At 61.5% G+C, this 25,065-nt stretch carries 20 protein-coding genes and 2 pseudogenes; 11 read left to right on the top strand and 11 right to left on the bottom strand.

Annotation, left to right across the window (positions count from 1 at the left end; all coding sequences use genetic code 11):
- Window positions 1-5: 5 nt before the first annotated feature.
- Window positions 6-1,259 carry a type II toxin-antitoxin system HipA family toxin gene (locus A9K68_RS27775; RefSeq protein ID WP_245430143.1) on the top strand — a complete coding sequence of 418 codons (1,254 nt, stop codon included), beginning with the start codon at window positions 6-8 and terminating at the stop codon, window positions 1,257-1,259.
- A gap of 479 nt (window positions 1,260-1,738) precedes the next feature.
- Here A9K68_RS27775 and A9K68_RS27770 read toward each other — a convergent pair.
- The 10 genes and pseudogenes from A9K68_RS27770 to A9K68_RS27725 all read right to left on the bottom strand — a co-directional run bounded on the left by A9K68_RS27770 (window position 1,739) and on the right by A9K68_RS27725 (window position 13,349).
- Window positions 1,739-3,384: pseudogene (locus tag A9K68_RS27770) on the bottom strand (MFS transporter).
- Between the two features lie 327 nt (window positions 3,385-3,711).
- On the bottom strand, window positions 3,712-4,695 hold the full coding sequence (locus A9K68_RS27765; RefSeq protein ID WP_065010598.1) for a beta-ketoacyl-ACP synthase III: 984 nt from the start codon (window positions 4,693-4,695) through the stop codon (window positions 3,712-3,714).
- Window positions 4,692-5,957, bottom strand: coding sequence for an adenosylmethionine--8-amino-7-oxononanoate transaminase (locus A9K68_RS27760; protein ID WP_065010599.1), 1,266 nt, complete (start codon window positions 5,955-5,957; stop codon window positions 4,692-4,694). The genes A9K68_RS27765 and A9K68_RS27760 overlap by 4 nt, the downstream gene beginning before the upstream one ends.
- Window positions 5,957-6,592, bottom strand: coding sequence for a dethiobiotin synthase (gene bioD, locus A9K68_RS27755; RefSeq protein WP_065010600.1), 636 nt, complete (start codon window positions 6,590-6,592; stop codon window positions 5,957-5,959). Before bioD ends, A9K68_RS27760 begins: the two co-directional genes overlap by 1 nt.
- Window positions 6,589-7,728 (bottom strand): 8-amino-7-oxononanoate synthase, encoded by a 1,140-nt coding sequence (locus A9K68_RS27750; RefSeq protein ID WP_065010601.1) that lies wholly within the window; start codon window positions 7,726-7,728, stop codon window positions 6,589-6,591. The genes bioD and A9K68_RS27750 overlap by 4 nt, the downstream gene beginning before the upstream one ends.
- Window positions 7,725-8,693, bottom strand: a complete 969-nt coding sequence (bioB, locus tag A9K68_RS27745; RefSeq protein ID WP_176478093.1) for a biotin synthase BioB — start codon at window positions 8,691-8,693, stop codon at window positions 7,725-7,727. The genes A9K68_RS27750 and bioB overlap by 4 nt, the downstream gene beginning before the upstream one ends.
- A 225-nt stretch (window positions 8,694-8,918) precedes the next feature.
- Window positions 8,919-9,806: a carboxylating nicotinate-nucleotide diphosphorylase gene (gene nadC, locus A9K68_RS27740; protein ID WP_065010603.1), complete on the bottom strand. Its 888-nt coding sequence runs from the start codon at window positions 9,804-9,806 to the stop codon at window positions 8,919-8,921.
- Entirely contained in the window at window positions 9,803-11,350 is a 1,548-nt protein-coding gene (locus A9K68_RS27735) for an L-aspartate oxidase (RefSeq protein WP_065010604.1), read from the bottom strand. Before A9K68_RS27735 ends, nadC begins: the two co-directional genes overlap by 4 nt.
- Window positions 11,347-12,321: a quinolinate synthase NadA gene (gene nadA / locus A9K68_RS27730; protein ID WP_065010605.1), complete on the bottom strand. Its 975-nt coding sequence runs from the start codon at window positions 12,319-12,321 to the stop codon at window positions 11,347-11,349. The genes A9K68_RS27735 and nadA overlap by 4 nt, the downstream gene beginning before the upstream one ends.
- Window positions 12,322-12,386: 65 nt before the next feature.
- A complete protein-coding gene (locus tag A9K68_RS27725) occupies window positions 12,387-13,349 on the bottom strand; it encodes a hypothetical protein (RefSeq protein WP_065010606.1) in 963 nt (320 codons plus the stop codon).
- A 173-nt stretch (window positions 13,350-13,522) separates the two neighbouring features.
- Between A9K68_RS27725 and panB the strand changes: the two genes are divergently transcribed.
- The 4 genes from panB (at window position 13,523) to A9K68_RS27705 (ending at window position 16,817) form a co-directional block, all read left to right on the top strand.
- Window positions 13,523-14,359 (top strand): 3-methyl-2-oxobutanoate hydroxymethyltransferase, encoded by an 837-nt coding sequence (panB, locus tag A9K68_RS27720; RefSeq protein WP_065010607.1) that lies wholly within the window; start codon window positions 13,523-13,525, stop codon window positions 14,357-14,359.
- Window positions 14,356-15,255, top strand: coding sequence for a pantoate--beta-alanine ligase (gene panC / locus A9K68_RS27715; RefSeq protein WP_065010608.1), 900 nt, complete (start codon window positions 14,356-14,358; stop codon window positions 15,253-15,255). Before panB ends, panC begins: the two co-directional genes overlap by 4 nt.
- A gap of 112 nt (window positions 15,256-15,367) precedes the next feature.
- Window positions 15,368-16,093: a LuxR family transcriptional regulator gene (locus tag A9K68_RS27710; protein ID WP_065010609.1), complete on the top strand. Its 726-nt coding sequence runs from the start codon at window positions 15,368-15,370 to the stop codon at window positions 16,091-16,093.
- A 94-nt stretch (window positions 16,094-16,187) separates the two neighbouring features.
- On the top strand, window positions 16,188-16,817 hold the full coding sequence (locus A9K68_RS27705; RefSeq protein ID WP_065010610.1) for an acyl-homoserine-lactone synthase: 630 nt from the start codon (window positions 16,188-16,190) through the stop codon (window positions 16,815-16,817).
- 1,069 nt (window positions 16,818-17,886) lie between these two features.
- On the opposite strand, the gene A9K68_RS27700 is transcribed toward A9K68_RS27705, so the two are convergent.
- Window positions 17,887-18,387: a hypothetical protein gene (locus A9K68_RS27700; protein ID WP_245430144.1), complete on the bottom strand. Its 501-nt coding sequence runs from the start codon at window positions 18,385-18,387 to the stop codon at window positions 17,887-17,889.
- Window positions 18,388-18,695: 308 nt separating this feature from the next.
- Here A9K68_RS27700 and queC point away from each other — a divergent pair, with 308 nt between their 5' ends.
- The 6 genes and pseudogenes from queC (at window position 18,696) to A9K68_RS27670 (ending at window position 24,916) form a co-directional block, all read left to right on the top strand.
- The gene (gene queC / locus A9K68_RS27695; RefSeq protein ID WP_065010615.1) at window positions 18,696-19,394 is read left to right on the top strand and encodes a 7-cyano-7-deazaguanine synthase QueC; all 699 of its coding nucleotides are present in this window, start codon (window positions 18,696-18,698) and stop codon (window positions 19,392-19,394) included.
- Complete coding sequence (gene queD / locus A9K68_RS27690) at window positions 19,394-19,750, top strand: 6-carboxytetrahydropterin synthase QueD (RefSeq protein WP_065010611.1); 357 nt, start codon at window positions 19,394-19,396, stop codon at window positions 19,748-19,750. Before queC ends, queD begins: the two co-directional genes overlap by 1 nt.
- Window positions 19,747-20,481, top strand: a complete 735-nt coding sequence (gene queE / locus A9K68_RS27685) for a 7-carboxy-7-deazaguanine synthase QueE (protein WP_065010612.1) — start codon at window positions 19,747-19,749, stop codon at window positions 20,479-20,481. The genes queD and queE overlap by 4 nt, the downstream gene beginning before the upstream one ends.
- 745 nt (window positions 20,482-21,226) lie before the next feature.
- On the top strand, window positions 21,227-22,486 hold the full coding sequence (locus tag A9K68_RS27680) for a glycosyltransferase family 9 protein (protein ID WP_163603079.1): 1,260 nt from the start codon (window positions 21,227-21,229) through the stop codon (window positions 22,484-22,486).
- 422 nt (window positions 22,487-22,908) lie between these two features.
- A pseudogene (locus A9K68_RS27675) lies at window positions 22,909-24,052 on the top strand (cation:dicarboxylase symporter family transporter).
- 147 nt (window positions 24,053-24,199) lie between these two features.
- Window positions 24,200-24,916, top strand: coding sequence for a DsbA family protein (locus tag A9K68_RS27670; protein ID WP_065009035.1), 717 nt, complete (start codon window positions 24,200-24,202; stop codon window positions 24,914-24,916).
- The last annotated feature ends 149 nt before the right edge of the window (window positions 24,917-25,065 follow it).

Raw genomic sequence — 25,065 nt, 5'->3', positions numbered from 1 at the left:
AAGCGATGCCACTGGGTACGTTGCGCTATGATCAGCAGGGTGCGCGCGAGAGCGCTGCCTTTGAATATGATGGAGGTTGGCTGAGAGCAGCGGAAGGCTTCTCGATCGAACCCGGTCTGCCACTCGTTACTGGCCCTCAATTCCATCGAAAGACCGGCGACGGATCCGTGTTCCACAACGCGATCGCCGACACGGAGCCGGACGGATGGGGCCGGCGTGTCATCCAGCGCGACCACGCCAAGCGTCGCCAAGAGGTGCGCCGGGCGGGAAATGTCGCCGAAACGCGGCCTCTGAACGCGATGGATTACCTCTTGGCAGTGGACGACATGAGCCGCATTGGTGCGCTCCGGTTGAAGGACGAAGAAGGGCGTTACCAAAGAACGACCGAGGAGGGTCGACGCACCACGCCGCCGCTCATTGAAATCGGTCAACTCCTCGCAGCCACGCACGCCGTCGAGACGAACACCGAGACGGCAATGGATCTCGCCTATTTGCGTGGACGTGGCACGTCTCTTGGGGGCCTTCGTCCGAAATGCTCTGTCGTCGACGATGACGGACGCCTCGCTATCGGTAAGTTTCCGAGCGTTGCCGATGATCGATCTGTCACAAAAGGCGAAGTGCTCGCTATGAATTTGGCCAGAAAAGCCGGCGTGGATGCTGCTGAGACACGTCTGCTCGACAGCGACGGCGCCCCTGTCGCGCTCATACGGCGTTTCGATAGGACTCCGAACGGCAATCGACTCATGTATATCTCGGCCGCCACGATGATCGGCGCAGAGTCAGGGGACGTTGGCGAGCATAGCTATACTGAACTCGTGGATGTGCTTCGTCAGCACGGCAGCCAGCCAGCAGCCAACATCGAAGAGCTTTGGCGGCGCATCGCGTTCTCGATCCTTATCACCAATGTCGATGACCACCTCCACAATCACGGCTTTCTCCATGTGCATCGCGGGCAATGGCGCCTGGCGCCTGCATTCGACATCAACCCGTTCCCTGAGCGCGTGCGAGAGCTGAAAACCTGGATATCCGAAGAAACTGGGCCCGAAGCGACTGTCGACGCACTGATGTCGGTAATCGCTTATTTCCGGATCAGGAGCGATCGAGCGAAGACGATACTCGCAGAAGTCGAAAAGGCGGTCGCGTCATGGCGGGAGGAGGGGCGGGCGCTTGGGATGACCCCCCAAGAACTCGATAGCTTCACCGACGCGTTCGAACATCGGGAACGGCAAGCCGCCCAAAGGCGCAGCAATGATCCCTGAAAGCTCGCCGTTCGCGGTTAAGATGGCGTCCTGCAAGGGCGTCAAGGCGACTGGTGCTCCGTCGCCCACCCTCACTCCATGTCCGGCGCCGAAAGGTCGAGCGCCAGCGCCGTCTTCGAACAGGCCTGGTTCCGGCTGGCCCAGCGCCAGCCGGTAGCGAGTCAGATCCTCCTCTGCCAGTCTCTGAGCCGCACAGCGCTGCTGAAGCGCACGTCGAACGTGATGCTGATCGGCTTGTGCGCAGGCGCGACCACCAGCGCTCGAAACCGATGCCCTCCTTCTTGCCGTCGCGCGCCGCATCGAAGATGGCCCAGAACGGACCGTTCCTGCCCCCGGCCTCGAGCCCCGCGGCGGCATGGGTATTCGCGAGAGAGCGCCGGACGCATAGGCTCCGCGTACTGGGATGCGGCCTTCGCGCTGCTTCAAGTCGACCGGCGCGGCAGATCCCAATGCGCGATGCGATCGCTTTCGTGATCACGTCACCTCGGAGGACGAGAAAAGATTGTCGAGGCACGGATACGAGCTGCCTCAGTCGTTCGTTCGATCGAAAGCACTGTTTGCGGAGGACGCTCTCCATCATGCAGTGCCAGGAGACGCTGGCCGACTTCCTTGTCCGCTGCCGTGAGCCGATGATTCAGGCGAAGAAAGTCCATCCAGGTTGGCGTGCGGAATGTCTCTGTCCAAATCGAAGGCGTTTGAAGATTTCGCTGGAGTGTCCAGTTTCGCGCACCGGCACGGCTCTGAACATGGCGCCTTGCGCGCATGTAGCCCAGAAAGGTCTCGATATTCTCTTCGGCTATAAGATACTCGACCTTGACGACTATGGGGCCACTCCTCGGCTTCAACTCGAGTGCCAGCTCCGGCGGGTGAAAATCCGAACTTTCCTGATCCGCTTCTTCCCATGGACGGACCGGGAACAGTATACCCGCAGCTGCAACCAGCAACAGAGCGCCTGCGGCGCCTTCCAGAGCCCAGGCTAAGGAGTAGTCCTGTGCGACAGTACCCCAGATCCAGCTGCCGGCCGCCATACCCCCTGCGCTCAGGGCGTAGTATATCGACAGTGTGCGGCCGACGACCCACCTTGGGCTTGCCAGCTGCACCGACACGTCGATGCCGGTCCAGGTGATAAGCCAACCCGCGCCACCAAGTGCCAGCGAAATGGCCGCCACGGCGACCGATGATGTGAGTGCAAGGGAAAGGCAACATGCTGCACAAGCAACAGAGGCGAACGATACCAGCCTGTTTTGAGACGTGATCCGCCTTAAAAAGCTATTGCTCATGCCCGCGACGAAAGCACCCATGCCGAAGCCGGCCAGCAAGATGCCGTAGACGATTGGGCCGCTTTTCAGCTGATCCCGGACGACTAGTGGGAGTAGCGCAAGTATGGAGATGCTTGCCACCCGAAAAAGGTTGCACGGGCAATCGCTGCCCTGATCTCCAAGGACAATACCGTGAAGCGCACTCCGTCATGAATTGCCATCGTCATTCGCTCACGAGGGAGAGGCGAAGTGCGAACCTTCCATTTGGTACGCCATATCGCGCCGAGAGGGACCAGATCGCTCAGCGCGGCCAGGGCGAAAGCGGCGAGCGGCCCAAAGAAGGCCAGCATCGTCCCACCCAAAGCGGGTCCTATGCTGCGTATGATGTTATATCCGACAGACATCAGCGTCACTGCGGCCGGAATGTCGCGCTTGTCCAAGATATCGCCGACCGAGGCATGCCAGGCCGGATCATTCAGAGCGAAGCCGCAGCCAGCCAGAAAGCCCAATCCAAGTAGGAGCCAGGGATCGACAAATCCCAGGCCCACCGAAATCATCAGCGTCGTCGATGCCAAGGCTATCAGGAAGTGCCCCGCAAACATCACCCATCGGCGGCTGAAGTTGTCGGCGATGGCTCCGGCAAGAATTGAGAGGAAGAATACCGGCAATGTGGATGCGGCCTGCACGAGTGCAACCATCAGATCCGAAGCGGAAATCGTGGCCATCAGCCAACTGATGGCCACCGTTTGCACGAGCCACCCGAGGCTGGATATTTGTGTGGCCGTCCAGATCGAGCGAAACACCGGGTTCCGAAATGGAGCCAGCGTTGTTGAGACAGGCAGATGAGCATTTTTTTCGGACTGCATGACGGTTGATGCCTTCGAGGGGGCGGTTATTCAATTCACGGCTGCCACTACTGCCGTTACGATGTTGGCCAATAAGGGCCGACATATCGAGGATGACTTCATCGCAATGAGGAGTTGGATACCTCCGCTCTCTAGACTGGCGCAAACCACTCCTCGCCCAGCAAGGTAGCCTTGCCGATCGTCCTGCTCGAGAAAATCGTCTGCAGGGTTTTCGCTCTCGCGTCACCGAACCAGCGCCCATGCAGCTTGCCGGCGACTATTTTTTTCGCATTGGGCCCGTTTTGCTAGTGTCATTCGTGACAAATCCTGTGCATGGCCGTCGTACCGCTAAATTCCGAGGATGAGGGCGCCTCCGGTGAGACCGGCACCCGCCGCCGCAAGGAGAACCTTTTCGCCCGGCCGAAACGGCTGCGCCCGATGCGAAAGCGAGAGCGAGAGCGGGATGGTCGCGGCGGAAGAGTTGCCGTACTCGGCGATCGTCTTGACGATTGCTTCATCGGCGATTCCGAGGTTCCTCCCGACCACATCGAAAATCCGGGCATTGGCCTGGTGTGGCACGAACCGGTCGATGTCTTGCGATCCCATTCGGGCAGCAGAGAGGGCATCCTGAGAGCAGCGAGACATCATCTCCACGGCCTTGGCGAACACTTCGCGGCCGTCGGCGATCGTCATCCAGGTCTGCTCGAGGTCCAGGCCGCCGTGGAATGGTGTGTTGCTTCCTCCGGCGGGAATCTGGATCAGTCCATAGCGCGAGCCATCCGAGGCCAGCGCGGCGCCGAGGATGCCTCGATCCGGCTCTTCGCAAGGGGCAACCACCACGGCGCCGGCGGCATCGGCAAACAGCACCGCGCTTGCGCGCTCGGCTGGATTGATGCGGCGGCTGAGGATGTTGGCGGCAATGACCAGGCTCGCTTTGCCATGCAGGCGGGTGAATCCGTCCGCAAACATCAGGGCATAGATGAAGCCGGCGCAGGCGCCTGTGAGGTCAACTGCGCCGGCGCGGTCGAGTCCCAGCCGGTGTGCCACCAGCGGTGCGCTCGGCGGCAGAAGGTGATCGGGCGTCGAGGTGGCGAGCAACAGCAGGCCGATATCGCCACGGTCGACACCGGCATTCGCCAGCGCCATGTCGCCGGCACGCGCGGCAAGGCCCGATAGCGTGTCTTCGCCCGTTGCCCAGAAGCGCGAACGGATTCCCGTGCGTCGCTCGATCCAGCCGGGTTCGAGCCCGAGGCGGTTTTCGATCTCCGGGTTCCCAACCTTACGCGCCGGCGCATGATGACCGAAGCCGAGTATGCGCGACGACTGGTTCATGACCGCGAACCGAAGCGTTCGCCGGCCTCCTCGATGGCGTCATAGAGCCCGTCTAGCTCCTCGCCGGTGATGCAATAGGGCGGAAGGAGATAGAGCACATTACCGAGCGGGCGCACGAGCAGGCCGCGATCGAGGAAGAAAGCGCGCAGCTTTGGTCCGATCTCGGCCAGATAGCCGGCCGAGCCGGCGCGCAGATCGAGAGCTGCGATCGTGCCGGTAGCCCGGCAATCTGTGAAGTTGGTATTGTTGCGAAAGCGTCGAAGCCCGGCGGACTGCATCGCGCTCAGGGCCGCGATCCGCTCGGCGACCGGCTCGTCACGCCAGATCTCGATATTGGCAAATGCTGCCGCGCAGGCAATCGGATTGGCGGTATAGGAACTCGAGTGGAAAAAGGTCTTCTTCCGGTCCTCGCAATAGTGGGCCCGGAAGATGGTGTCGGTGGCAAGCGTGGCCGCCAGCGGGATTGCGCCGCCAGTCAAGCCCTTCGAGGTGCACAGGATATCAGGAGAAATCGATGCCTGGTCGCAGGCGAACATGGTTCCGGTGCGCCCCCAGCCGGTCATCACCTCGTCGGCGATCAGCATTGTGCCGTATGCCTCGGCGATCTTCTTCAGTTCGGCCAGAACCCAGGCCGGATACATCAGCATGCCGCCGGCCCCAAGCACGAGCGGCTCGACGATCAGCGCGGCGGCGCGGCGGTCGCGGGAGAAAGCCTCGAATATATCCAGCGTTTCCTGCTCGCGCCCTGCGGCCGGAAACGGAATGGTGTCGACCTCGAACAGCAGGGGTTCGTAGGCGGCGTTGAACACGCCGCGGGCTCCGACGCTCATCGTGCCGATCGTGTCGCCATGATAGCTGTGTTCCATGACGACGATGCGCGAACGCGGCGCGCCGATGTTGCGGTAATAGCCGAGCGCCATCTTCAGCGCGACTTCGACGGACGTGGATCCGCTGTCGGAATAGAAGACCCAGTCGAGGCCTGCCGGCATTATTTCGATCAGCGCCGAGGCCAATTGCTCTGCCGGCTGATGGGTGAGACCGGCGAAGATCACCTGGTCAAGCATCTCAGTCGCATTCCGGATTGCTTCCATGATCCGTGGATGGCGGTGCCCGTGGGTGACCACCCACCAGGAGGAGATTGCATCGAGGATATGCCTTCCGTCATTCGTCTCTAGCCACGCCCCTTCCGTGCGGACAACGGACGGCATGGCCGGCTCGATCGCGTGCTGGGTGAATGGATGCCAGACCGGCGACCGCGACATCATTCGCCTCCGGCAATCTTGGCGAGGTCGAAGCCCGCAAACATCGCCTTCCGCAGAGTTTCGCGCGTCAACGGAACGAGGTGTGGCAGCCTGCCGAGCTGACGCACCGCGCCGAATTCGGTGATTGTCCTTTGCGTATCGGCTACCTCTTCGCCGATGAAGGCGATGCCGATCAGCGGGATGGAGCGAGCCCGCAGGGCTTCGATCGACAGCAGAGTGTGGTTGATCGTGCCGAGCTCGGTGCGGGCGCACAGAACGACCGGCAGCCGCCATTCAGCGAAGATGTCAATAAATCTTGTGTGTCGGTTGATCGGCACCATCAGTCCGCCAGCGCCTTCGATGACGAGCGGTGTCGGCAGGACCGGAAATGCAAGATCGGCAGCCTCAATCAAGACCCCGTCAATTTCGGCTGAACGATGCGGCGACAGCGGGCTCTTCAACCGGTGAGCTTCCGGCAGCACGCGCCCTGACGGCAGGCCGGCGAGTCGTTCAACCGCCTCACTATCGGTCTCCTCATCGAGACCCGATTGCACCGGCTTCCAGTAAAAGCCGTCGAGCAGCCCGGCGAGCCCAGCCGAAAACACGGTCTTCCCTATTCCGGTGTCTGTTCCGGTGACGACGATACGCGTGGTCATGCCGTGCCCAACACCTCGACGAGCGTCTCGACCATGGCCGAAATGTCAGCCTTACCGACATTCAGCGTCAGCGAAATGCGCAGCCGCGACGTGCCCTCCGGCACGGTCGGCGGGCGAATGCCGCGTATGTCGAAGCCGCGGGCCTGCAGTGCCGCCGCCATCACCATGGTGCGGCTGACGTCACCAATGACAAGTGGCTGGATCTGCGAGCCGCTGCGCGCCACGCCACAGCGCTCGGCCAGTTGGCGGCCCGCGAAGGCAATGTACTCATGCAGCTGAACGCGGCGCATCGGCTCATCGACCAGGATTGCGAGCGCTTCGCGCGCCGCCACCGCCATTAGCGGCGATGGCGCGGTGGCGTAGATAAAGGGCCGGCAGCGGTTGACAATATAGTCGCACAGCACTCCCGGCCCAGTGACGAGTGCGCCGGATGCGCCGAGCGCCTTGCCGCATGTGTGGAGCGCGACAATGTTGTCGCGGCCCTCGAAAGCGGCGGCCAGCCCCCGGCCGTCCGGTCCCCAGACGCCGGTGGCATGTGCCTCGTCGACCACTATGAATGCCTCGTACCGATCGGCAAGCCCGACCAGGCTCTCCATCGGCGCCCAGTCGCCATCCATGCTATACAGGCTTTCGACTGCGATCCAGATATGCCCCATGCCACCTTCGGCGCGCCAGCGCCTGATCGCGTCCTCAAAAGCATTTATGTCGTTGTGCGTGGCCGGCCTGAACTCGGCGCGTCCAGCCCGCGCCCCTTCATGCATGCTGGCATGCGCGAGTTCGTCGAGGATCAGCAGGTCGCCCTTCTGCGGCAGGGCGCTCAGCAGGGCGAAGTTGGCGATGTAGCCGCTGCCGAAGAACAGCGCCCGTTCGGCCCCGAAGAACGCCGCCGCATCTGCCTCCAACGCCTCATGTTCCGGCGCGTTGCCGCGCAGGAGCCGCGATCCGGTAGCGCCGACCGGGGTGCCCCCCTCGATTGCCGCCGCGACTGCATCGCCAAGTCTCTTCGACGCAGCAAGCCCGAGATAATCGTTGGACGAGAAGTCGAGCCCGGCGCGCGGCGCCAGCGTCCGCAGCCGGCCCTTGCGTGCCAGACCCTGCAAGGTTGCTTCATAGCGGGCAAGCGGCGGCTCGTTCATCTTGCCTCGCGTGGCATCGGCTCAATGCCGAGACGCCTAAATAGACGATTATCCTTGTCCTCGCCGGGATTGTCCGCCGTCAGCAGCATGTCGCCGACAAAGATCGAATTGGCGCCGGCAAAGAAGCACAGCGCCTGCGTTTCGTCGCTCATCGCCGTCCTGCCGGCGGAGAGCCTTACATAGGACTTCGGCATCATGATGCGGGCGAGCGCAATGGTGCGGACGAAATCGATCGGATCGATGCGCTCGGCCTCGGCAAGCGGCGTGCCTTCGATGGGGATGAGCATGTTGATCGGCACGCTTTCCGGCGGCTCGGGCAGGTTCGCGAGTGTGACCAGCATGTCGATGCGATCGGCCTTTTCCTCTCCCATCCCGACAATGCCGCCGCAGCAGACCTTCATGCCAACCTCGCGCACGTGCCCAAGTGTTTCCAGCCGGTCGGCAAAGGTCCTGGTTGAAACAACCTCGCCGTAATAGCGCTCGGACGTGTCGATGTTGTGGTTGTAGTAGTCGAGACCGGCCGCCTTCAGGCGCTGCGCCTGACTGAGGTCCAGCATTCCAAGCGTCATGCAGGTCTCCATGCCGAGCGCCTTCACGCCCTCGATCATGGCGACGACGGAACCCATGTCGCGTTCCTTCGGACTGCGCCATGCGGCGCCCATGCAATAGCGGGTGGCGCCGGCGTCCCGCGCCTTGATCGCTTCGGCAATGACACGCTCCACCTCCATCAGCTTGGACGCCTTCAGGCCGGTTTCGTAATGCGTAGACTGGCTGCAATAGCCGCAATCCTCCGGGCATCCGCCGGTCTTGATGCTGAGCAGCCGCGACAGCTGCACCCGGTTGCGATCGAAGTTCTGGCGGTGGATTGTCTGAGCCAGGAAGAGCAGGTCATTGAACGGCATCCCGTGGATAGCCTCGGCCTCTTTGCGGTTCCATCGGGATAGTGCCCCCTCGATCGATTGCATGGCTTGCTTCACGTCGCACTCCGAGTTCGTTCCAATCGTCATCATCAAAAGCTTTGTCGCTGGTCCAACAGCACGTGCAGGAGGCTGTCGACCCTCCTCGGGTTCGCTATGATCGTCGATCAGCCCGATGAGCCTGAACCAGTTGGAGGGTGCGCCGCACGAAGATGCAGGCTCGCATGGAGCAGTTCCTGCGTCGGCGCGCTCCAGCGGAGGTGGGAATGCTTTTCATTCCATCTCCATCAGTTCAAGCGCGCGCCGATGCGCCGGCATATCCAGGCCGATGTCGAGGATAGGCGCGCTGTGTGTCAGCCATCCGACTGAGATGAGGTCGACCCCCGTCGCAGCAATCGACGGAGCCGTTTTCGGCGTCACCCGACCGGAAGCCTCGGTGATGGCGCGGCCACCGACGATTGCCACGGCGCGGGCAAGGTCCTCAACCGACATATTGTCGAGCAGCACTGCGTCGACTCCCAGCGTGAGCGCTGTATCGAGCTGCTCAAGGGTCTCGACCTCGACCTCGATCTTCACCATGTGGCCTGCGGCGGCGCGCGCCCGCTCTATTGCCGTGCGAATGTCGCCGGCGATCGCGATGTGGTTGTCCTTGATCAGCACGGCGTCGTCGAGCCCGAAGCGGTGATTGGCGCCGCCGCCAACGCGTACCGCATATTTCTCCAGCGCGCGCAGGCCGGGCGTCGTCTTTCGCGTGCACACGATCTTCGCCTTGTGGCCACGCACGGCCTCGACCATCGTCGCTGTGGCAGTGGCGATGCCGCTCAGGCGGCACAGAAAATTGAGCGCCGTGCGCTCGGCCGTGAGCAGGCCTCGCGCCGGTCCGCACAACTTGGCGATAGTCTCGCCCGCCGCGACATCGCTGCCGTCAGCTCGCCAGATGTGCATGTCGATCGCAGGCTCGACGAGCATGAAGGCGAAGGCGGCCAGATCGAGACCGGCAACGATGCCCATCTGTCGCGACTTGAGCACCAAGGTGGCCGTGCGATCACGCGGGATCACGGCGTCGCTGGTCAGATCACCGCATCTGCCCAGGTCTTCGAGAAGAGCACCGCGCACGATCGGCTCGATCAGGGTTGAGGGAAGGGGTGAGAACGAATTCATGTCAGGGTGCTCCGTATCGGCGCCCGCCAGCTGAGTGCGACGGCGGTCTGTATTGCGCTGCGCAGTGTCAGCCGTGACTGGCGCGCATCTGCATCGCGTCCGGGGAAATCGGAACGACAGTGCGAGCCGCGGCTCTCTTCGCGCCGCAGGGCCGCAATGGCGATCATCAGCGCGACCAAGGCGGGGCCGGAGGCAGCGCTGTCGTGAGCTGCGATCGGCAACAGGGCCGCCACCCCGTCGCGTAGCGTCTCGCTATCGCGGATGATGCCGAGCGCGGCCGAGACGATTGGGCGGATGCCGGAGGCGTCTGGCCGTCGAGGCACGAATGCGGAACACACGCGCGGACGCCGGGTGTGTGATACGTCGGCGACGCTTTCAGCAACCCAGCTCGCTGTGACCGCCGCTTCGATAAGCGAGTTGCTGGCGAGTCGGTTCGCGCCGTGCAGACCGGTGCATGCGACCTCGCCACATGCCCACAATCCCTCGATGGAGCTGCGGCCGGCAGCGTCTACAGCGACACCGCCCATGTGATAATGTGCCGCCGGACGCACCGGGATCGGGTCGGTCGCGGGATCGATGCCGGCCTGGTGGCACAAATCGGCGATCGCCGGAAAGCGCTTGTCAAATCTGAGGCCGAGACATTGCCTTGCGTCCAGGAACACACGGCGTCCGACAGCGAGCTGATGCCAAACCGCGCGCGCAACCACGTCGCGAGGCGCAAGCTCGCCCCCGGGGGTTTCAGCGAGGAAACGCTCTCCTTGCTCGTCGATGAGCACAGCACCCTCGCCGCGCACCGCTTCGCTCACCAGCGGCATCGGCCGCCGCGGACCCTCGAGGGCGGTCGGGTGGAACTGCACGAATTCCAGGTCGGCGAACTCCGCCCCGGCACAGGCGGCGAGCGCGAGCCCCTGTCCACATGAGCCAGGCGGGTTTGTCGTATCGCTAAACAAGCCGCCGATGCCGCCGGTCGCCAGGACCGCGCGGCGCGTTGGCAAGGCGATTGCGCCCGTGCACCCGGCCGCGACCACGGCGATAATCGCCCCGTCTTCCACGACAAGCCGGCGGGCCTCCACGTTTTCCAGAATAGTGATGGAGGCTGTGCGCCGTGCCGCGGCGATCAGCGCGCGGACCAGCTCGCGACCGGTGGCATCGCCCGCCGCATGCACGATCCGCCGCTGCGAGTGCGCCGCCTCAAGCCCGAGCCGCAACGCGCCGTCAGCGCGTCGGTCGAATGCGACACCGAAGCGCTCTAGAGTCCTGATCGCTTCAGGTGCAGCTCGGACCGTTCGCCGCACCGTCGTCACGTCGCAGAGACCGTCGCCGGCCGCGACGGTGTCACAAAGATGAAGTTCGGGACTGTCCTCGCCGCCGACACTTGCCGCAAGACCGCCTTGGGCGAGCTCGCTGCAGGCTCCGGTTCCCAGCCCCGCATTGGACAGAAGCACAACCGGTTCCGGCGCCAGATGAAGCGCCGTCATCAGGCCTGCCACACCGGCGCCGATGATGACCGGCGCCCCGCCGATGTCATGAACGTCGAGGCTCATATGGAAAGCATACGCTCGACCGAGCGGCGCGCGCGCCCTGCAATCCCGGGATCGATCCGAACCTCATGCCGGTTCTCCTCGAGTGCGACGCGAATGTTAGCCAGCGTGATGCGCTTCATGTGCGGACAGAGATTGCAGGGGCGGACGAACTCGACGTCGGGATGCGCGATCGCGATATTGTCGCTCATCGAACATTCCGTCATCAACACTACGCGGGGTGGTTTTTCCCGCTCGACATAATCCGACATGGCCGCGGTGGAACCCGAAAAATCCGCCTCTGTGACAACGTCCGGGGGGCATTCGGGATGGGCCAGCACGATGACACCCGGATGTGCGGCGCGCAGTTCGCGAATATCGGCCGGGGTGAAGCGCTCATGCACCTCGCAACGACCCTTCCAGGCGATGATCCCGACCTTCGTCTCGGCGGCGACGTTCTTGGCGAGATATTCGTCGGGCAGCATGATCACACGCGGCGCGCCGAGCGATTCCACCACCGCCTTTGCGTTGCCCGAGGTGCAGCAGATGTCGGACTCGGCTTTCACAGCGGCGGAGGTGTTGACATAGGTGACAATGGGCACGCCGGGATAACTCTGTCGCATCAGCCGCACGTCTTGTGCCGTGATCGAATCGGCCAGCGAGCAACCAGCGCCGAGGTCGGGGATAAGCACGGTCTTGTTCGGATTAAGCAGCTTGGCCGTCTCGGCCATGAAATGCACGCCGGCAACCACGATGATTTGCGCCTCGACCGTAGCCGCCTTGCGGGCCAGTGCGAGGCTGTCGCCGACAATGTCGGCTACGCAATGGAAGATCTCCGGCGTTTGGTAGTTGTGCGCAAGGATGACCGCATTGCGATCGCGCTTCAGCGCAAGGATGGCTTCGATATCGTCCACGAAAGACGGCCATTCAATCGGCGGGATCACGCGCCGGACGCGCTCGTAGAGGAACGCGGCCGTAGGCAGCACGGCGCTCATTGATGCCCCCGCTTATACTCTAGTTGAAGATAACCGGTATATACTTGCCGTGAGTATAAGGGATGTCAACCCCGCGCCAGCGGCAATTTTGTCCCGGCGATGGCCCTTTCGTCGAGAACGGCGTGGCGGAAGCGGTAGAGCTTCGCCGGCCGACCACCGGTCTCCGCAGTTGTCTCACCGGTCTCCTCGACCAGTTCCTGTTGCTCGATCAGGCGGCGAAAGTTGGGCTTGTGGATGAGCCTGCCGGCGAGCGCCTCCACGGTTCGCTGCAGCTGCAGTAGCGTAAAGGTCGGTCGCATAAGCTCAAAGACGACGGGCCGGTATTTGATCTTGGAGCGCAGCCGCGCAATGCCCGTTGCCACGATACGGCGATGATCAGCGACCATAGGTTTGCTCGGCACCAGGGGAAGCGGCGTCTCCCGTCCGCTTCCGGCCTCTTGGACCAGGCCTGCTTCATAAAGTAACTCATATCGCTGAAGCACGAGCTCCTCGTTCCAATAACGGTCGTCGAAGCCAAAGGCGATCGCCGCCCGCTGCCGGCGTTCGCGTCGCGTGGCCGCGTCGCTGGCTCCGTCTGCCCAACCGATCAAGCGCGGTCGCACAACATCCAGCACCACCGGCGGGGTGCCGGAGCGGTGGTCCTCCCATGGAAAATAGTCGTACCAGCTTTGCCAACCGCACTTGGATGAGCCCGCTGCCTGTTCTTTGCTGGTCAAAGCGAGATAGCTGATGGAGATGACGCGTTGCTGGCGTTCGACGCCGATTCGGTCCCGATCGGCGAAGGTGTAAAGCTGCTCGATGTACCCCAAGGGCTGGCCGGTCTGCTGCTCGACCCACCCCCTCAAACCGGATTGCGGCGACCGGTGCTCAAGCGCAAAAGGTCCGGACGGCAGGGTGTCAGCCTCCCCGATGGTTAGGAGACAGGGGTCACTTTCATTTACGGCCACGACGACGGCGATCAGGTCCACTTTGACTTGGTCCGCCTTGCCGGCTTTGTCTTTCCTGGTTCCTGTTGCCTGATCGTCCATGTTCGTGAAAGTGGTTGACCCGTGCCCGGGAGCCTTAATCGATTTAATGTAAGCGAGGCTGTCCGCACGTCAACACCGCACAGCTGCATCCCCATTTTTAGCTCTTCGCACTTGCACAAAAATGTGCCAAACGCGACACCTGCGGCGGGTAACGCTAGGGAAGGAGGGATGGGTTGAGCGCAGCTGGTGATCGAAAGGGAATTGCACCGCTGGATGTTCGGATGCGAAAAGGCCAGACTCCACTCGTCTGCCTGACGGCATATACCACGCCGATCGCCAGGTTGGCCGATCGACACTGCGACATCGTTCTCGTCGGCGACAGCGTCGGCATGGTCCTGCACGGCCTCTCGTCGACGCTGGGCGTCACTCTCGACATGATGATCATGCACGGCCAGGCGGTGCGCCGCGGTCTGGTGCGAGCATTGATGGTCGTAGACCTGCCATTCGGTTCCTATGAAGAAAGCCCCGACCAGGCCTTCCGCAACGCTGCGCGCCTGATGGCGGAGACCGGTTGTGCAGCGGTGAAGCTCGAGGGGGGGCAGACCATGGCCGAGACGATCCGCTTCCTCGCCGCGCGCGGCGTGCCTGTCATGGCCCATGTCGGCTTGACGCCGCAGGCGGTCAATACTCTCGGCGGCTACCGCGTCCAGGGGCGGGGAGACGATGCCGAGCGCATCAGGCGCGACGCCGGTGCGGTCACGGAAGCCGGCGCTTTCTCGGTGGTGCTGGAGAAAGTGCCCGAGCCGCTTGCACGGCGCATCACTGCGGAGATCGCCGTCCCCACGATCGGCATCGGTGCCTCGCTCGCCTGCGACGGCCAGATTCTGGTCAGCGACGATATGCTCGGGCTTTTCAGCTCTTTCCGGCCGAAATTCGTCAAGCGCTACGCCGAATTAGGCGACCAGGCCGATGCGGCGATAGCGGCTTACGCCGCCGACGTGAGGGAACGGCGCTTTCCAGCGGCCGAACATCTCTACGCCAACGAGACGGAGGCCGGAGGCGTCACATGAGCGTGCCGATCGTTCGAACCGTTGCCGAGCTCCGCGCTGTTGCCGCGGGATGGCGTCGCTCAGGCACCCGTATCGCCGTTGTGCCGACCATGGGAGCCTTGCACGAAGGCCATCTGAGCCTCGTGCGTGCCGCGCTTCAGAAGGCCGAGCGGGTAGTCGTGACGCTGTTCGTCAATCCCAAGCAGTTCAACAGTGCCGCCGACCTTGCCGCCTATCCCCGGACGGAAAACGAAGATGCTGCCAAGCTCGTGCCGACAGGCGCACATCTGCTCTATGTGCCGAATGCAGACGAGATGTATCCAGCGGGCTTCGCCACGGCCGTTTCGCTGTCCGCTCTCAGCGAGGGCCTGTGCGGCGCCTTCCGGCCCGGCCATTTCGATGGCGTGGCGACGGTCGTGGCCAAGCTCTTCCTGCAGACCGGCGCTGACTTCGCCTTCTTTGGCGAAAAGGATTTCCAGCAGCTTCAGCTTGTCAGGCGCTTGGTCCGGGACCTTGACATCCCGATCACGGTGGTCGCATGTCCGACAGTCCGCGAAACCGATGGTCTTGCACTATCGTCGCGCAATAGCCGGCTTTCGCCAGCAGAACGCGCCATTGCCCCAAAGCTGGCTTCGGTCTTGCTCGACACGGCTGAGCGGCTTGCGCGTGGCTCTCCTGTCTTGCCCACGCTTGATGAAGCGCGTGCAACAATTCTGGCGGCAGGCTATCGCGAGGTCGAGTACCTGGAACTTCGCGGCGAAACAGACCTGCAGCCGCTAGCAAGGCTTGACCGACCAGCACGCTTGCTTATCGCGGCTTGGCTCGGCGACACACGGCTCATCGATAACGTCTCAACATCCCCGGTTGGTATGCGGCCAGGTGCGCGGCGTTCGCTTCACGGGGAAGCAACAAAGTAATGCCGGCGATGATGGCGACCAAATCGTCCGCGTCGCATCGATGCGGGGTCATTTAGACCCAGGTTTCCGCCTGGCGTCGAGCAACATTCGAGGAGGTGGCGCAAAGGGGCTGATGTATCGCGTATTCGAAAACTTCGTCGAGCAACTCTCTGCAAGCGTCGATGCGGTCGACCTCCATGAGGCGATTGCGTCCGCCGCAGCCGGCTTCGACTTTCCGCTCTTCGCCTATTTCAGTTACCCGTCGGCCTCCGGCCAGAGGCCGCGATTGATTTCAAATTATCCTTCATCCTGGACATCGCACTATCTGCAACTGCGCTACCACAGCCATGATCCGGTGATCCTGCGCGGGCTGCAAGGCTGGGATACTTTTGATTGGGGCGTGGATCGACCCCGCCAGTGTCTGCCGGCCTCGCAGCAAGAGATCCTGGAAAAAGCAGCTCACTTTGGCATTCGCGGCGGATTGACCATGTCCATGCATGACCGTCGCGGCCGGTTTGCGGCGCTGACCTTCGCTTCCGACCAGTCCCGTCCGCCTCTCTTGCGGTCACTCACTCGCTACGAAAAAGCATTGCAGCTGGTCGCAATCAACTTTCATATACATGCCCGGCGCCAGCTCGCCGAAGATTGCGTGGTGGATGGCATAACGCTGACCCCGCGGGAGTTCGAATCCCTGAAATGGGCGGCGCGCGGTAAGTCCGCCTGGGATATCAGCCAGATCCTCGGCGTCTCGAAACGCACCGTGACCTTCCATCTGGAAAACGCCAAGGCAAAGCTTGGCGTGCGAACCATAAACCAGGGCATAGCACGGCTAACTGCGTCCCGTCAGTGGAGATCCTGACTCCTTTTGTTGGAAAGCTGTAAAGGTCTACAGGCTGCATCAATGTCGGCTTTGCTCTTCGATAGCGGGAACACATCCTGCACGGAGGCGACAGATGATGCAGCTGATAACACCTGAGCTCTATGGCGAGTTTCCAAACGAGCTCAATGAAATGCACGGGCTCAGGCATCGGGTCTTCAAGGAAAGGCTGGATTGGGAAGTTCAGACCGAAAGCGAGATGGAAACAGACGCATTTGACAGCCTGAACCCAGTCTATCTGCTTCTCAAGGGATCTGACTGGCGAATTTGCGGTTGCGTCCGTCTTTTACCGACTACCGGACCGACAATGTTGCGCGACACCTTTCCGATGCTGCTGGGTGAGACTGCGGCGCCCGCGAGTGCCCGCATTTGGGAGAGCAGTCGTTTCGCACTCGATCTCCCTCCATCAGCGCCTAAGTCTGGCGGACTGGCGCAAGCAACGTACGAGCTCTTCGCCGGCATGATCGAATTCGGCTTGGCAAACAATCTCACTCGGATTGTGACAGTGACCGATACGCGCATGGAACGGATCCTGCGTCTCGCAACGTGGCCGTTGTCGCGCATCGGACAGCCGAAGCCGGTTGGTAACACGGAGGCGGTCGCCGGTTTTCTCGAGATTTCCCACGCTAGCCTCAAGCGCATCCGCTGGAGGGGACGTCTGAACGGACCTGTATTATGGCAACCGGTTCTCGGCCTGTCGGCGTAGCGCTTAACGATGCTCAGCCTGACCAATGCTCCCGCCCGCGTGCGCTACGTACGGTTGATATGCTGGCCGGACGGCGTAGTGCGAAGCTTACGACTATTCCGGTCGATTCTCCCGCACGACCTGGGCCCGGGAAGTTTTTAGGTGCAATCCGCAGTTCCAGCGTTGCCACGCCAAATGGCGCGCCCCGCCGCAGACACCCGAGTTTTTGGACGCCGTAAAAGCCCGGATTTCTTTACGCCGCAAAAAAGCAGCAACTCCGGATCCTTCACAAGCAGCCAAGGCCTGCACCGCTGGACGATTGCTCCTCTCAGCGGTGCCTTCTGGTACCAAAAAAGCCCCGGCGCTGGGTCGATGCGCCGGGGCTTTGGGCACGTACGAGCTACACCAACATGTCCGCTTCTGAACGTGCGCTAATAAAGTGAATGAATGGTGAATCGCGCAATAGCTCGGCGAACGGGGTTCGTATTCATGCTCCCACGTAAGAAGTGTTGCTGGCATGGATCAACGCTGCCGTAGGCCTAAGAGCCAAAGGCTGGGGTGAAGCCCGCAGGATCGGTGAATCGCATGATCAGTTTGCCACCTGATTGTAAAGCACCAGCGGTAGTGTGCTGAGTTCTGCAAAATGGCAGGGCATTAGCGGTGACGTTGGCGTGTCCGTCGCGCAACCCCCGTGTTTAGCGGAGCGGCGGACATGGCGGGCCGCGTCTCAGGCGGCCAATGCCCTCAGGTTCTCCTTCTTGTGCTCGCGCAGATGATCCATGTTGAGGTAGCGGGTCGCCTCAAGCCAGTTCTCATGGATCTCCACTGATTGCGCGCTTTTCCTGCTCAATTAACTGCAGAAGCGCGGCGTAACCGCCAAGCAGGCGCACCGGCGGAATATTTTCGCGCAATCCTGTAACGTGAAGGAGAAGGTAACTAAGGAGCGCGGCTCCTGCACGTGAGGTATATCCGAACGTGTGCAGCAGATCGTCGCGCTCTCCCCGAACACATCCGCGCGTCACGGAGCCTCGGTGGCCGGTCGCTCGGACGCGCAGGCGGACCAAAAATCCGCAGATGCATTCCGGTCATGCTAGCTGCCACGCATATGACCGGCATTTCGCAAAGCGCCTAGGAAGAGACCGGCATGGACGGTGACATCGATCTTGGCCTGCATTGACAGGGGCATGCTGGCCCAGTTCTCCAATGGCGAAATGAAATGTGAGAAAGTGCCATTGACCATGCAAGAGCGGGTAACAAGGCCTTGTCTGTCCAACGCGACCACGCCCGTCTGGTCGGCTCGATATCGGATGGCTGCGATCCGCTGGACCTCCGAGTCACCATCGACCCGCACGTCGAAAACCAGGACACCGTGGCTCCTCGTGGCTATCTCTGCGGCTTTTTGGTTGAAGCTTAGGGAGAGTGAGCGGACGCTTTCGACCGCCATCTGGAGAATCGCCAAATCCAGTTCATCCAACGCCATGTAGGCTATTGCGCGCAATATAGGGGTGATTGCAACGACGGATTCGTGTTCCAGATCGAACTGATCCTGAAGCGGGGCGCGCGCTCTGTCCTTGAACTTGGGCTTCTGCACTCCCGCCGTTAACGAACTCCGTACCTTCCTCGTTACTTCGCCAATTCGCGTGTGGCCTATGCAAGCATCCGTAACGCAGATTTGGATAGGTCAGCTTCTTTCCCAGCAATGCCTCGAGTCGCTTCGATTTGTCCTTCTGAGCATATGCTTGGGTTTGGACATCCATGAAAGAGCCCGCTGGCGCCCGGTGCGCCTCGGCACGTCAGCGTTCAGACTCCACCGGGTTCACAAAGTTGACTAGCTGGGGTAGGGGGACCGCAGAGAAATCTCCGGTCGCAGCCTTACCCGGTCAAAACAAGGATACCACGATGAAGACTCTCGTCATCTGCTCCGGCGGATTGGACTCCGTTTCCCTTGCTCACAGCGTGGCAGCGGAGCACGAGCTCGCCGGCCTCCTGTCTTTCGATTACGGCCAACGGCACAGGAAAGAATTGGGCTTCGCCGCTCTCTGCGCGGAGCGACTGAACACTATGCACCAGATCATCAACATCCCCGAAATCGGCCGCGGCCTTTCCGGCTCAGCGCTCACCGATAATTTCGACGTGCCGGACGGCCACTACGCCGAAGACACGATGAAGATCACGGTAGTGCCGAACCGGAACGCCATCATGTTGGCAATTGCCTTTGGTCTCGCCACCGCGCACAAGGCCGAAGCGGTGGCGATGGCCGTCCATGGTGGGGACCATTTCATCTATCCAGATTGCCGTCCGGCCTTCATCGAAGCTTTCCAGATGATGCAAGACCGCGCGCTGGAAGGCTACGCAGAGATTCGCCTTTACACGCCTTACGTCAACCTCACAAAGGGCGACATCGTCCGGGATGGAGCAAGACGCGGAACGCCATTTGCGGAGACCTGGTCGTGTTACAAGGGCGGCGAGCGTCACTGCGGACGGTGCGGGACATGCGTGGAGCGGCGCGAGGGATTTCATCTCGCGGGGCACGCTGATCCTACCGACTACGAAGACCCTGTCTTCTGGCTCGAGGCGCTGCGGAGGAGGAGCGCCTGATGTTCCGCATCACCAAGGAATTCCACTTCTCGGCCTCGCACCAGCTCACCTCTTTGCCGCCGGATCATCAGTGCGCGCGCCTGCACGGGCATAACTACATCGTCGAAGTGGAACTTTCGGCGAAGGACCTGGACGCGCACGGCTTTGTGCGCGACTATCACGATCTGGCGCCGCTCAAACGCTATATCGACGAGAGCCTCGACCATCGGCACCTCAACGAGGTGCTGGGACATGAGCAAGTCACGGCGGAATACTTGGCCAGACATTTCTATGAATGGTGCAAGGCACGTCTGCCGGAAACCGCGGCCGTACGGGTGAGCGAAACCCCGAAAACCTGGGCGGAATACCGGCCGTGACGGACACGCGTCCCGCAATCCGTGTGAGCGAGATATTTGGGCCCACGATCCAGGGCGAGGGGGTGCTCATCGGGTTGCCTACAGTCTTCATCAGAACCGGCGGGTGTGACTACCGGTGCTCCTGGTGCGACAGCCTCCATGCGGTGGACAGCCAATTCCGCCACGAATGGGAGATGATGCCAATCGATGCGGTGTGGCAAAGCGTCGTTGGGCTTTCCGGTGGCCGGCCAGTGATGGTGTCGCTGTCAGGCGGCAATCCGGCCATTCAGCCCTTCGGTGGGCTGATCGAGCGAGGCCGTGGTGAAGGTTACCGTTTTGCGCTGGAAACCCAGGGTTCTGTGGTCAGCGACTGGTTTGCGGATCTTGATGTGCTGGTTCTCAGCCCAAAGCCGCCGTCAAGCGAAATGAGGACCGATTGGGCTGCATTCGAGGCGTGCATAGAAGCGGCGCAGCAGAAGCCGCAAATCGTGCTCAAGCTCGTTGTTTTCGACGAGAGTGACTACGCCTATGCCAAAGACGCCGCCGCGCGATTTCCGCGCCTTCCGGTCTATCTGCAACCCGGCAACCACACGCCACCGCGCCCTGGCAATGAAGACGCACCTGTCGACCTGGACGGAATAATAAAACGCATGGAGTGGCTTGTGGAAAAGGTGACACACGACAGGTGGTTCGAAGCACGCGTGTTGCCGCAGTTGCACGTTATGCTCTGGGGAAACAGGAGAGGCGTCTAGTCGCGCCTGTGCGGGAATGCGCCCGCGGATTTTCGGTTCGACGGGTTGGCCGCCATTTGGCGGCGCTGCCGGGTACTTCCGGAGGTGCTCGATGCCGAGATGGTGCTGGGCGCTTCGAAAGTGAGCGCGCACCGGAGCGGCTAGGCTACCGCTCCGCTGTATTGTGGCCGCAAACTTTGGCAGCCATCTATCCATGGCGTGGATGGGCTTCATCGAAACAAACGATTTTCTCAACCTTCCGGAATCTCGCATTGACGTCAGCACCGGCACCCATCGACCATCCGCTGCCTCTGTCGCGTGAAAAGGGGCCCGAAAGGGGAAAATCTTTGCATGACCTCAGACGTGCGCTGGAAATTGTCCTGGGAATGAGTTGCAGCAGGCCGACGATTTCGAATTGTCCGACCTCGATTTCTTAGCGGAGTCTTTCCCCTCTCAGAACCGTTGAACGACCGGCGTCACCCAGGCCTAACTCATTCAGGCCAGTCCGCACCTGCCTCTTCCCGCAAAGAAATTCGACAGCCCACTTTCCGCTCGTCGTTGCCGTCGCTGGTCGGCAAAGCTTCCGGACTGACCGGGGCTGACGCCGGAACTCCTCTTTCGGTTCGCAGACGCGAACACTGCAAATCACCAGTCGTTTCAGAGTCGTTTGCCGCGTTAAATTGTTAACGCGGATCAGATTGGAAGAATCCAACCTACACACACATAACTTGGCTAGCAATGTTGTACGTATAACCTCGGAATGGCAATGGGATACTTTACAAAGCGCGACGCCAATCAAATTATATACCGCAGTTGGGAAGAGTCGGAACAGCCAAGCGCCAAGATGAGAATTTTGGCGCTTAAGCTTGATCGTGTTGGGGACTTTTGGATGTCTCTAGCGCCCCTGATGGACCTGCGTCAGCGCTTTGCCGATGCCCACATTACGCTGGTGGTCGGAAGCTGGAACATCGACACTGCAAAACAGTTCGACCTCGCCGACGATTACGTTGCTTTTGACTTCTTTCCTCGCAACCCGAAGGTCGATACCCGCAAGAAAGCGGCCGACATACGGCCGCTGCTGACCGGCGAGTTTGATCTCGCCATTGATATGCGTGTCCCGGATGAGACAAGGCCCATTTTGCTCGAAGTCCCCGCCAGGCATCGTGCGGCGATAGTTGATCCTTACGGAATGCATCAGATCGATATTGCGATAGCGCCATTCGATCTGAAATTGCGCAGAACCATCCTCTACAAGCTGGCCCAAAAAATAGGGATCGCCGACAAATTCCCTCGCACATGGCTTGATTGGTTCGTTGACCGTAAGCAGGTACGTCTCCAGCATGTGTCGGAAATCCTCCTGTTTCTGGTCGCAAAGGCAGCGGCCTGTTTCGACGCAGAAAGTGAAGCGGGCCGCCGACAGAGTTCGGCAGAAGGCAAGTCCCCGATCGTCGTGGCTCCGTTTTCGAATTCCAGCCTGCGCGATTGGCCGATTGAAAATTTTGGCAAACTTGTCGCTGCTCTTTCTGCCCGCGGTGAGGTGGTTCTCGTCGGCCGTGGCGAAAGCCGGGAAGCGCTTGAGGAGGTCGCGATGACAGCTCGCGACTGTGGAGCCGCGGAGATTCGAACGGCTGTCGACTTGTCAGAATTGGAATTCAATCATCTCATGAATTCGGCCGCGCTCGTGGTGTCGAACAATTCAGGCACTGGGCATGTCGCTGCCCAGCTTGGCCGCCCTACTGTCGGCATTTTCACCGCGTCACATCTACCGGAAATTTGGGGATTTCGTGGGCCCCTGGTCAGCATGCTTATGAGCGTTATTGAATGTCGCGGATGTGGTCTGGACAAAGTGCGGCGCTGTCCGGTCAAAGTCCGCTGCAAGTTCGACATCACGCCCGATCTGGTGATTGCCGAGGTAGACGCCTTGATGAATTATTGTAAGGGGCGGGACAAACTTATTGTGGCTCGCGGGCGGTGCGGCCAGAACGACGATCGCGCGCGAAGAGGCAGCTCAGGGCCCATGCCGTAACCCGGCCGGTCGATTACTCCATCTGTGGAGCGCCAGACTATACGGATCGCGATAGCGATCCCCTGTCGACGGCGGTGTTTGATATCCGACAAGCTCAGCCGACTGGGCGATGGCTTCGACATAGCCATAGCCAGGTGTCGACCATCTAGATCCCGATCGCAGCCACCAAGGCAAACAGGTTGCCTCGACGACCTTTCGGCCGCTGCCAGGCCGCATGTCAGCCGACGGTCTGCCCTTGTTTTTAGGAGGGCACGCGCCTGCGGCGAATGCGGCACTGCGTGAAAGGTCCTGCGCGTTATCGCGCCGCCGCTGCTTGGCACGGCACTTGCGCCCGAGATGGCAGCAGCGTTCGACCGGAGCGCCGCCAGTGAGAGGCGTTGAAGCGAGGAAGAGCCCGCCCCGATCCGGCAGGGAGAGAAACGGTGTTAGCTCCACAAGTCCACAGCGCGAACGCCGGGCCTCGTAAGCCCCATATTGCGCGGCTTTACGTTCAGGTGCTTGCCGCCGTCGCCCTTGGCGTCGCTGTTGGCTTTTTCTATCCGGGGAGCGGAGAGGCTCTGAAGCCGCTCGGCGATGCTTTCATCAAGCTCGTGAAGATCATCATCGCGCCTGTCATCTTCCTGACAATTGCAACCGGCATCGGCGGCATGAACGATCTCAAGAAGGTCGGCCGGGTCGCCGGCAAGGCAATGATCTATTTCCTCACCTTCTCGAGCCTCGCATTGATTGTCGGTCTCATTGTCGCAAATGTCGTTCAGCCAGGTGCCGGCCTCAACATCGATCCAGCCTCGCTCGATGCTCAGGCCGTGAAGGGCTATGCGGCGAAGATCCACGAGCAGTTCGTGACCGGCTTGCTGATGCCGTCAATCGTTGGTGCCTTCGCCGAAGGCGACATCATGCAGGTCCTGTTCTTCTCGGTGCTGTTCGGCATCGCTCTGGCGATGGTCGGCGACACGGGCAAGCCTGTGCTTTCTTTGCTTCAGGCGCTCCTCGCACCGGTGTTCAAGCTGGTCGGCATTCTGATGAGGGCCGCGCCCGTCGAAGGGGCGAGCGCCAGGCGTTCGGTCGTGGGCCTCGGCATCCCGGCCGCATATTCATTCAATCTGCACGGCACCAATATCCACCTGACGCTGGTCCCCCTCTTCCTCGCCCAGGCGACGAACACGGATATGTCGATCGGCGGTCGGATCCTGCTGCTGTTCGTCGCCTTGCTCTCTTCGAAGGGAACAACTCGCATTACCGGTGCGGGCCTCCTCACGTTGGCCGCGGCGCTCTTTGTCGTTCCGACCGCCCCAGCTGTCGGCGTGACGCTTATTCTTCGCGTCGACCACTTTGTGTCGGAGTGCCGTGTGCTGACCATTTTTCTCGGCAACGCAGTGGGAAGGTTCGTGTTGCCCGAAGGGCGAGCCGGATGATGGACGATTGGCAAAGGCTCTCGCGAGCGGGTCCTTCGGCGCTCGGGCGTTGAAGGGCAGATCGCCCGGCGTGATGACCGGTGGTCTCGGCTGGCAACTCGCGAGCGCCGCTCAGCTATTGCAGTCAGCCCGTTGGAGCAAGCCGCCATAAAGCAACCGCCAGATGGCGCCGGCACCGACATTGTGAGCCCCCCGCGACTGCGGGAACTGCCGGGCAAGCGATCCAAAGCGACGACCAACTTTCACGCCAAAAGGCCAGCCGTTGCTGCCCCGTTAACGGCTGATTGGAGCCCGACCCATGTCCAAGCAAAACGCCGGCCTTGTCGCCGTAATCGGTTTTTTAGTCCTCGCCCTGTCCGTGCTGGGAACGCTAAGGCGACAGCCAGATAGGTTGACGACCTGCAACGGCTCGGAGATGAACGCCTTGCTCGCGGCGGACTTGAGGATACTCATTCCGCAGCATCGCGACGCACTCCTCAACGACCTCGCCTCGCCAATCGCCGGCAATCCGCAGGGCGACGTCCCCCTGGTCTCATTCCTCGACTACAACTGCCCGCTGTGCAAGGAAATGGACCTCATTCTCCAGCAAGCCCTCAAGCATGATTCCAATCTGAGGATTGTGCGTAAACAGCTCCCGGTCCTGGGACCTGCTTCCGAATTCGCCGCGCGTGCGGCGCTCGCCTCCCACAAACAGGGAAAATATGAGGCGTTTAATCGCGCCCTTTTTGCTTTTCCCGGCTTGGTGAACCAAAGAACCACCCTAGTCATTGCGGCACGTGTCGGCCTCGATGTTGAGCAGCTCAAGCGGGATATGGAAGGCCCGGCCATCACCGAAGCCATCGCACGCGATCGCGCGCTCGCCAACGAGCTGTACATCACCGGCACGCCGGCGTTGGTGGTCGGCGACGAAGTGATAGCCGGGGTGGTAGAGACGGCCGGGCTGCGAAGCTGCATCGCCGATGTGCGCGCAAACGCCAAGGTTCAGTCTTCCACAGCTGCAAAATCGGCATTATGACCGCATCAACTGCTCTCGGGACCAGAGTCCTGAGCGCCCGCGCGCCTGAAGGCGCGCGCCGGGTGCTCGTGCACCGAGCCCGCTTTTCTTCGACAGGCTCAGGCGGTCTCGGCCATCCGGCTTCGCCCCCTTGACGCCGGCAGCCTGTC

The sequence above is a fragment of the Mesorhizobium sp. AA22 genome, from assembly GCF_001672375.2.
Lineage (GTDB): Bacteria > Pseudomonadota > Alphaproteobacteria > Rhizobiales > Rhizobiaceae > Mesorhizobium > Mesorhizobium wenxiniae.
This window is presented reverse-complemented; position numbering and strand designations above follow the sequence as displayed.